Source organism: Paenibacillus sp. GQ49, from assembly GCF_059759055.1.
On the sequence record NZ_JCAXEL010000005.1, the window covers coordinates 339593 to 350686 of the forward strand.

Genomic DNA, 11094 nt, shown 5'->3' on the forward strand with positions numbered 1-11094 from the left:
TTAACTTTTTCAGCAATGATATCGATTGACGTTTTTCTTTAAGGAGGTGATCGCTTTGGAAGACCAACTGTCCACATTGTATCGAAAGATTCGGCAAGGAAAGCTCAGCGATCAGCAGGCAGCGGAGCAGCTGCAAAGGCTGTTGTCCGGATCTGGAGAACAGGAGTCGAGCTTGAAAGAGACGCTCCATGAAGAGAGAGAGGACGATATCAACGAAAAAGCCATTCGTTATGTCAAAAAAATATTGTCCTCTAGCCTTATGCTGCCGGAACGGCAGATCGACGCACATGCGCCTCTGGAGAACTATGGCATTGATTCCGTGATGGTGATGAAATTGACGGATCAATTGGAACAGCAATTTGGTCCGCTGTCCAAGACATTGTTCTATGAATACCAAAATATAGCGGAGCTTGCCGGGTATTTCATGAGCCATCACCGGGAACGACTGGAGCAGCTCACAGGGGTGCAGGCAAAAAGCAAACCAGACGTACAACTCCGTACTTCAGAGCTGGAGTCCAGCACAATACGGAAGTCTGAAAGCCTGAATTCGTTCGATAAACGCCAGCGATCTGCTGGCTCGCGGAGAAGAATTCCAGCAGCGATCAGCGCAAGCGGAGAATCGACTAGCGAAGAACATCTGCACAGCAAATCTCTGGACATCGCCATCATTGGCATGTCTGGACGATATCCGAAGTCTAGTAATCTGAATCAGTTCTGGGAGAACCTCAAATTTGGGAAGGACTGCATCACCGAAATACCGGAAGATCGCTGGGATTACCGGATTCATACCGAGATGAATGGCAGTAAAGGAAAATATTCTGGAAAATGGGGTGGATTTTTGGATGGAGTGGATCGTTTTGATCCACTCTTTTTTCAGATTTCTCCGAAGGAAGCTGAACGAATTGATCCACAGGAGCGACTGTTTCTGGAATGTGTGTACGAGACCCTTCAGGATGCGGGATATACCCGCGAACAGGCCGCAGGTCCAGATGCCCCCCCGGATCAGATGGGGAATGTCGGTGTGTTCGCAGGAGTCATGTATCAGGAGTATCAGCTCTATGGCGCTGAAGCCAGGATTGCGGGTAAAGAGCCCTTTGCATTAAACGGTAATCCGGCTTCCATTGCCAATCGTGTCTCGTACTTTTGTAATTTTCATGGGCCTAGCATGGTAGTAGATACCATGTGCTCCTCGTCTCTCACTGCCATTCATCTGGCCTGTCAGAGTCTGAGTAAAAAAGAATGCCTAACCGCAATCGCCGGAGGCGTTAATGTATCTGTTCACCCCAATAAATATGTGATGTTAACACAGGGGCAATTCCTGTCTTCGAAAGGTCGCTGCGAAAGCTTCGGTGAAGGCGGTGACGGTTACGTCCCCGGAGAAGGTGTAGGGGCTGTGATGCTCAAACCTCTAGGCCGTGCCATAGCCGACGGTGATCATATCTATGGCGTCATTAAAGGAACTGCCGTTAACCACGGCGGCAAAACGAACGGTTATACGGTTCCCAATCCAGCCAGACAGGCAGAGGTTATTGAAACAGCTGTCGCGGAGGCAGGAATCGACATTGCGGACATCAGCTATATCGAAGCTCATGGGACAGGCACCTCACTGGGAGATCCCATCGAAATTACAGGATTAACCCAGGCATTTAGGAAAGGAAGAGCAACGGACAGCAAATGTGCCATTGGCTCAGCCAAATCGAATATTGGTCATTGCGAAAGTGCAGCAGGCATTGCAGGTCTGACCAAGGTCCTTTTGCAGATGCAGCATCGGCAGCTGGTTCCTTCCATTCATGCGGACCCGCCTAATCCACACATTCAGTTCGACAAGACACCTTTTGCAGTGCAGAAGCAATTAAGTGACTGGGACAGAAAAACGATTGGTTCAGGAGACTCTACACGGGAAGTGCCGCGGATTGCGGGAATTTCTTCATTTGGTGCCGGGGGTTCCAATGCCCATATCATTGTGCAGGAGTATTGTCCTGAGCAGTCAGATATGTTGCTGGCTGAGCAGGATAAACCAGCTAAACAGCAGGCGCTTATCGTTTTGTCAGCCCGGAATGAAGAGCAGCTTCGTGAATTGTGCGAACGCATGTTAACAGCTCTGCGATCCAATCGATATCAAGAGGAACAATTGACGAGCATTGCTTATACGCTGCAAACCGGACGTGAGATGATGAACATGCGCCTTGGCATCGTGACAGGTTCGCTACAGGAACTGAGCTCAAAACTGGAAAGCTACTGTTCGGGAGATCAGGATATGGACGACATGTATGTGGGATATGCAGGCGATGCACAACAGCCGCTATCCATACTCTCAACCGATGCAGACATGAGCCATACACTGATGAACTGGATTGCCAAACGCAAGTTCGGAAAATTACTGGAGTTTTGGGTGAAAGGTCTGAATGTGGACTGGAACTTGCTCCATAACGGATTCAGGCACTGCAAGATCAGCCTGCCTACGTATCCATTTGCCAAAGAACGGTATTGGGTCTCTGGTGAACCTTCTGCGGAGTTCCAGATGAAGGGGGATTCTTCCCATAACGGATACGCCGGTCATATTCCTTTTATTCATCCACTGCTTCACGAGAATAAATCCAACTTGTCGGAACAAAAATACGTGACGGTTCTGACCGGCCAGGAATTTTACCTGAATGATCATCGGATCGGACAAGAGCGGATTCTACCCGGTGCGGCCTACCTTGAAATGGCGCATACTGCAGTCAGCGATGCTCTAGGCGAGCAGCAAGGAGAGAATGTTGCAGTTATCTTGAAAAACCATGTGTGGATGCGTCCTCTTGTTGTCAGGGACACTCCGGTGCCTCTGCATATTCGATTACATGCCTCACTAGAGGAGCAGCCTATTCAATATGAAATGTACAGCGGGATGTCTTCGGATGGATCGGGCGAAAAGGTGCACAGCAGCGGTTATGCCAGCATCGTTTCACTGGAACCCGAGCTTGTAGCAGCAACGACGATTGATCCGGACGAGATAAAGGCACGTTGCAATACTAAACGATTAACTGCGGATCAATGCTACAAAATTTACGAACAAGGTGGTCTCAACTATGGACTCGCCCATCGGTTGTTGGTTGAGGTACACGTGGGAGATAACGAGGTGTTAGGACAGCTTCGACTGCCTTCTATACTAAAACATGAAATGCAATCCTATGTTCTGCATCCGGCCATCCTGGACGGGGCATTGCAATCCGCGATCGGACTGTGGATGGAGGACAAGGAGGGAGAAGAAGGCAAAGAGTTGGAAAACGCAAATTCTTTGCTGCCGATTCCCTATGCCATGGATGAAATTCAGGTTCTGGGCTCCTGCACTGAAGAAATGTGGTCTCATGTGCGTTACAGCTCTGATTCCGCTTCATGCGCTGCGGATGACATGCCTAAGCTGGATATTGATTTGTTCTCCAGTACCGGGGTTCCATGTGTTCTTATTCAGGGACTTAGTTGCAGAGCCTTGAACAGCGGTATAGTCCCGGGGGATGAGCCGCATGGGTGGGAAACGGCCATGTTGGTACCTCGTTGGGAAAAAAACGCCGCTGCCCTGAATGAGTGGAACCACCCTTATGACAGGCATATCGTAATGCTGGCTGAACCTTGGGCCGAACTGGCGGAGGAAATAAAGGAAAGACTGAAACGAGAGCAAATACCAACGGAGATCGTAGCGCTTGGACCTGAAAAGGTTGCTGAAATTAACAACGTTAGTGCAAGTTCCCAACGTTTTGCGTCTGCTTCAACCCAGGTTCTCCACGTACTTCAACAACTGGTGAGCAGTTCATCCAATGCCGAGAATGTGCTTATTCAGTTGCTGTACAGCCGTGAAAATCATTTTCAGCTGTATAGCGGATTAACAGGATTGCTGCGAACCGCGGCACTGGAAAATCCCCGAATTCATGTTCAGTTCATTGAAGATATGGAAGAGGGAGAGGGGTATTCAGAATCGAAGAACCGGCCTCGAGAACCGCGTAATGCCAAGCGTGCTGCCGAACTAATAAAGGCCAACCGGGAGTCTGAGCATGTATGTATCGGCTACCAAGGCCCACAACGACAAGTGCTTCACTGGAAAGCCCTCCATCTGCCTGCCGAGACGGATGCCATGCCTTGGAAGAATGGCGGGGTGTACCTGATTACAGGAGGGGCAGGTGGCCTGGGCCATATTTTTGCCCGTGAGATTGCCTCTAAGGTAGTCAACGCAACGCTGATTTTGACAGGTAGATCGGACATATCAGCGAATCAGGAGCAAGCGTGGGAACCCTTGAAAACAAATGGCACCACGATCATCTATCGCCAAGGGGATATATCCCGCGAAAAAGATACATCAGAGCTTGTTGCTTATATTCAGCATAGCTTCGGCCGTCTGGATGGAATCATCCATAGCGCAGGTTTAACGGGAGATCAGTACATCTTGAACAAAACAAAAGCCGAAATGGAGAAGGTGCTTGCTCCGAAAGTTGCTGGCACCTTTCATCTGGATGAAGCAACCCGGGCGATGAAGCTGGACTTTTTTATCCTGTTTTCCTCCATGTCGGGTGTATATGGAAATCCGGGCCAATGCGATTACGCTGCAGCCAACGGATATATGGGCAGCTATGCACAGTATCGTCATCAATTAATGCTTGCCGGTAAACGGCAAGGAAGAACCCTGGCCATCCACTGGCCGTTATGGAAAGATGGCGGCATGCATTTAAGCCCTGCTGAAGAGAAGGGGTTATGGGAAAGTACGGGAATGCGTCCACTGGATATCGAAGCAGGTATTATGCTGCTTTACAGAGGTTTTCAGTCAACTGAATGTGAAATCATTGGGGTACAAGGAGATATTCCGAAGCTGATTTCCAGCCTGGAGTCACGTTGGAATATGAACCGTGCAACGCGGGATACCCCATTCGTTTCAGAAGCAGATGCCATGTCTGTGCTGCAAAAATTGGCTGCGGAACTGCTTGGTGTGGGACCAGATGAGATTAGCCGCGAAGCGGATTGGCTTGAATGCGGACTGGACCAGCCTCAATTAACGCTCTTGGCCCAAAGGTTGAACGAGCAATGTGGGCTGGATCTGAGTCATGTTCTGTTTGTGGAATATCCAACGCTGCAATCTGCTTCCACATTTCTGAGCCAACGATACCCCAGCGCTTTCCCGTCAGCACCGTTAGATCCTGAGAGCGTACCATTACCGCGTACAAGTCAAACCAGCCTGCCAACGGATCGTTTGCTGAAGCACGCGCAGACCACAGCAGCAGACAATATACTGGCGGAGGCATTGGATACTTTTCTGAAAAGGGCCTTATCCGCGGTACTCAAAGTGCCCACAGATCAAATTGTAAGCCACGCCCGACTGGAAGAGTATGGTATAGACTCGATTAGCATTACCCAATTGACGGATCAGCTCGAGGGTACTTTCGGGCCGTTGTCCAAAACACTTCTTTTTGAATATCAGACGCTCAAAGAGTTAAGTGGATATCTGATCAAGACCCACCGCGATACCGTCAATCGTCTGATTTCGGTTCCTGCACTGCCATATGAAGAACGTAAGGAGCGTTCGAATAAGACTAAAAATGCCCGATCTGGTCTGCAACACCCTCCATTTCGTGCATTCCATCGTCCAGTTCAGCGCCCCTTGGCACCAGCAGATGCTCAAGTGGGTTCACTTGCCAAGGATATCGCCATTATTGGCCTGTCCGGACGTTATCCCGAGGCGGACGATCTGGAACAATTTTGGGAAAACTTGATGCAGGGCAGGGACAGTGTCACTGAAATTCCGTTGGATCGCTGGGATTACAGGCTACATATGCACCATGCGGACCCTAATTCACCGAAGCCTGGCAGCAAGTGGGGAGGCTTCCTCCAGGGCGTGGATCGTTTTGACCCCTTGTTTTTCCAAATCTCGCCCAGAGAAGCACAGATGATGGATCCGCAGGAGCGGCTGTTCCTGGAAACGGCGTATGAAGCGATTGAGGATGCGGGGTATACACCGGAGGGTCTGGCTTCCGCAACCGGAGATACTTGGGGAAACAGGGTTGGCGTATATGTTGGAGTCATGTACGAAGAATACCAGCTGTACGCCGCCCAGGCTCAGGCCATGGGAGATTCGTCCATCGCTTTAAGTGGCAATCCGGCATCCATCGCCAACCGAATATCGTATTATTGCAATTTCAATGGGCCAAGCATGGCTGTTGATACGATGTGCTCCTCTTCCTTGACTGCGATTCATCTGGCCTGCCAGAGTCTTATATTGAAGGAATGCGAGGTGGCGGTGGCGGGTGGTGTCAACGTATCGATTCATCCAAACAAGTATATTTTACTGAACCAAGGTGGCTTCCTTTCAAGCGAAGGCCGATGCAAAAGCTTTGGTGCACAAGGGGATGGCTATGTTCCTGGCGAGGGTGTCGGAGCAGTCATTCTCAAGCCGCTCAACAAGGCAATCGAAGACGGAGATCATATCTACGGGGTTATTAAAGGCAGCGCACTGAATCACGGTGGAAAAACGAATGGCTATACCGTACCCAATCCGTCGGCACAGTCATGTGTCATAGGGAGAGCCATTGCTGAGGCGGACATCTCCGCCGATACCATTACCTATGTGGAGGCACACGGGACAGGTACATCGCTTGGTGATCCGATTGAGGTTGCCGGTCTGAGCAAAGCGTTTGCAGAATCCACGGACCAGCAGCAGTTTTGCGCTCTCGGGTCCGTAAAGTCCAACATTGGCCACGCCGAAAGTGCGGCGGGTATTGCCGGACTGACTAAAATTTTGCTTCAGCTGAAACATGGGCAACTGGTGCCCTCTCTGCATTCAGACCCGGCCAATCCACATATCGACTTTGCGCAGACCCCATTTCGTGTACAGCGGGACGCTGAGGCGTGGAAGCCGTTGCAGCGGATGGAAAACGGCAAACATGTCCAGATTCCGCGCAGGGCCGGCCTGTCTTCATTTGGTGCGGGTGGTTCCAATGCCCACCTGATTATTGAGGAAGCACATTACCATCCACATGAGGGGGCAACGTTCAACGAAGCAACAAGAGGAGGAGCTGTCATCATTGTGCTCTCGGCGCGAACCCGATCCGCTCTCAGGGAACAAGCCAGACGTTTGCTCACTGCTGTGGATGAGAAGCATCTCACCGCAGGAGCAGAGGAAGAACCGGAACGTTTGCTGGAGCGCTTGGCATTTACGCTTCAAACTGGAAGACAGGAGATGGAAGAGCGCCTCGGATTCGTAGTGCGATCCGTTCAGGAGTTGAAGGAACGTCTTCAACTTTTCCTGGGAAATGAGAACACGAACGAGACAGTAGATGGAATAGATGGAGTGTACCTCGGAAATGTAAAATCCTATCAGGCTGTGCAGGCCGCAATGGCCATGGATGAGCATTTTGGCGAAGTGGTGAGCCGTTGGTTAAATGAAGGCCTTTACGGCAAAGTGCTGGATTTGTGGGTAAAAGGCATCCAAGCGGACTGGAGTGTTCTATACTCCACAGGACAGCCTCGTCGAATTAGTCTGCCTGGTTATCCTTTTGAGCGGGAGCGCTGCTGGTTTGAATTGCCTGAGGAAGCGGTTATCCGTGAACATGTGGATGGTCTCAACTCTGCTGTATCTGCTGGAATTCAGGAAGCAACTCCTGAGCGCCAAATGACTGCTTATCACAAAGACTGGCAACTTGCGGACATTGCACCCATCTCCGATGAAAGCGATCCTGTTGGAATGATTCTGATCCTTGCCAATCGGGATTCAGCAGCCCTTGCTGCGAGATTAACAGAACATTTTAAACATACGGTGGTTTTGAATGAAGAACAGTTGAATGATCCGGGACGCCATTGGCTCCAAGATGAGGAACGTTTAAAGCATGGACTGACAGGTTTGATTGATCTGACAGCATGCATGAAACAGACCACTGTTGATGATGCTTGCGAAGAACAGATCCGGCCAGGATGGTTGCAGCTTGTGCAGGACGTCATTGAAGTCCATGGTCATGAGGGGATGCTGCTGCTGTTGGTGACTTGTGGCTTGGAGTCGTTCCGCAATTCGAAAGTGAATCTGGCCCACGCCTCTCGTGCGGGTCTGTTCCGCATGTTGCAATCCGAATACCGAAGCATCCAATCCAGACATCTGGATGTTGATCCATCGGCATCGGAAGAGGCAAAGATAGAATGTATTACAACAGAGTTCCGGCAAACAGATCGGGAACCGGAGATATGCTACCGTGATGGTAAACGCTGGCGTTCCTATATGCGTGAGTTGCCTTATGGGACGGGTATGAACAAAGATGTTATGGAATCTTGGATCGATCCGGAACGACCTTTCCTGGAAGCAAATCAGGTGTTGTGGATTACCGGAGGTACCCGCGGACTTGGAATGGCATGTGCTCGCCATTTCGTGAAGCATCACAACGTGAAGCGGCTGTTGTTGACTGGACGGGAAGCCATTCCTCAGCGGGAGGAATGGGACGTATATGCAAGCCATGACACTGCGATGGGCGCCAAAGTCAGATCCTTGTTGGAACTCGAACAACTGGGGGCCGAGGTGCTTGTTACGGATATCCCACTTACAAACGAGAACGCCATTCAGGCAGAACTGGCCAGAGTTAAGCGCTCAATGGGTCCTATTGGAGGGGTTATTCATTGTGCTGGCAACGTGGATACTGCCAATCCGGCTTTTATTCGCAAGCAGGCGGATGCCATGCAGCGGGTGCTTGATCCAAAAACAGGCGGGGTGCATACGTTGTTTCATGCGTTCAGGCATGAGCGACTGCGCTTCTTTGTGCTGTTTTCCTCTGTGTCCTCAGCGATGCCTTCACTGGGAGCAGGACAGAGCGATTATGTGATGGCTAACGCGTATATGGACTATTTTGCGGAAGCCGCATCCCGGGAAAGTGCGATCTCTCCATTCCCGGTCATCAGCATCCAGTGGCCAAGCTGGGAGGAATCCGGTTTTGGTGAGGTCACAAGCGAAGCATATCGCCAGAGCGGCCTTCTCGGCATCACCGATGCGGAAGGAATGTTATGGCTGGATCGGATTATTCGGGAAAACAGGGGACCTGTTATTCTGCCGGCTATAGTTGCATCGCAAACTGTTCACAAGGGAGAGCAACAAGCGGAGTATCAGGCAGAGGCATCGTTAAGTGAAGCACAGCAGGTATCCATTCCGTTAATTCCACTTCCGGCTGAGCGGATGACCGCAAGCTTCCCGGCGGAGCTGCAGAACAGGACACTGGGGTGGCTTAAGGCTTTGATGGCAAAAGAACTGAGATTGGATGAATCCCGGCTGGATGAAGATACCCCTTTTCAGCATTACGGAATGGATTCGATCCTGCTTGTCCAGGTTCTGACGGTCATGGACCGGGAGCTGCAGCATGTTGCAACAGATCCTTCGCTGCTGCTTGAACACCCAACACTTCGCCAATTAGCACAACATCTGGTTCGGATCTATCCCGAATCTTTGACTGACCTGTTGATGGAACCCAACACTAAGTTGGCGGAAAATTCGAATGGAAAACCTTCCGATGTTCGTTCAATGACTTCCACTCCTCCTGTGCAACGTGCTGAACAAGGTATGGATGGTCACACCGGACTGATCGAATCGAATGATGCTGTGGATGAAGCATACGAAGAGCCAGCGAAGCCGGAGCAAACCAAAAAACCGGATAAAATCGCAATTGTTGGGGTCGCCTGTCATTTTCCTGATGCCGAGAATCCGGCGCAATTCTGGTCCAATCTGCAAAAGGGCAAAGATAGCATGACCGAGATCCCGGCGGAACGCTTGAGGTTGACAGGTAGTAGCACCAATAGGACTTTCGCTTCCAGCAAGCGCTTTGGGGCGTTCATTCGGGACATTGAGCAGTTTGATCCGGCATTTTTCCGAATTACAGATACGCTGGCAGAACAGCTCGATCCGCTCCAGCGCCAACTGCTGGAAGTGAGCGTGGAGGCCGCCGCAGACGCAGGATACAGCCGGGAACGTTTATGGAATTCGCAGACCGGCGTATTTGTTGGCTCCAGAGCGAGCAACTTTTCGTCCAAGCTGGGCGGTAGCACCAAAGATACAATCGTTGGCATCGGCCAAAACTTTATCGCTGCACATCTGTCCCATTTTTATAATCTGAAAGGCCCCAACATGGTGGTGGATACCGCTTGTTCCAGTTCACTTACCGCAGTTCATCTTGCTGTACGAAGTCTGTTGGATGGGGAATGCGATCTCGCTTTTGCGGGCGGTGTGGATATTCTGCTGGATGATGCGCCCTACGAGATGCTTGGAGCTGCCAGCGTATTATCTCCGGATTCTCGTTGCAAAACGTTCAGTGCGGACGCAAACGGCATCGGGCTGGGAGAAGGCTGCGGCGTTGTATTACTTAAACCGCTGTCATCAGCCATCACCGATCAGGACGCGATCTATGGGGTCATCGATGGTACCTCCATCAATAATGATGGTCAAACGATGGGCATTACCACACCTAACCCGGAAGCCCAGCAGGAATTGCTGGAAAAAGCGATTTTAAATGCAGGGATTCATCCTTCCACCATCAGCTATATTGAAACACATGGAACAGGGACACTAATTGGTGATCCCATCGAACTTAAGGCTTTGACAGGTGTTTTTGCAAAATATACAAATCAGCGCCAGTTTTGCGGCGTAGGCAGTGTCAAAAGCAATATCGGGCATCTGCTGAGCGCATCGGGCATTGCCAGCCTGATTAAGGTATTGCTCTCGCTTGCTCACCGCGAGCTTCCGCCGACGATTCACTGCGACCAGCCCAATCCGCGGTTCCAGTTCAGGGAATCTCCTTTTTATATTGTACAGCAGCACCAGCCATGGGGAAGTGGTCCCAGCGACTTACTGCGTGCAGGCATTAGTGCATTCGGACTTGGAGGCAATAACGCACACATTATTGTAAGCAACGAAGGTATTCCTACCGAACGTATGGTAAGCCTGCCGCTTCGTTTCTCTGATTCACCTTTTCAACGCAAGTATTGCTGGCCACCCGTCAAGGCAACGGAATCGGTGGAGGCATCGTCCATTGCTTCAGCTGCGTCGTCGATGCAACAGCTATCGGAGCATTCGGAGCAATCAAGCTTTTTTGATTTTATCAAGCTATGAGA

The 11094-nt window shown here is 50.6% G+C and carries 1 protein-coding gene; it reads left to right on the top strand.

Annotated elements, in window-relative coordinates; all coding sequences use genetic code 11:
- Positions 1-55: 55 nt before the first annotated feature.
- A complete protein-coding gene (locus AC6CIF_RS12655; RefSeq protein ID WP_498199898.1) occupies positions 56-11092 on the top strand; it encodes an SDR family NAD(P)-dependent oxidoreductase in 11037 nt (3678 codons plus the stop codon).
- Positions 11093-11094: the final 2 nt, after the last annotated feature.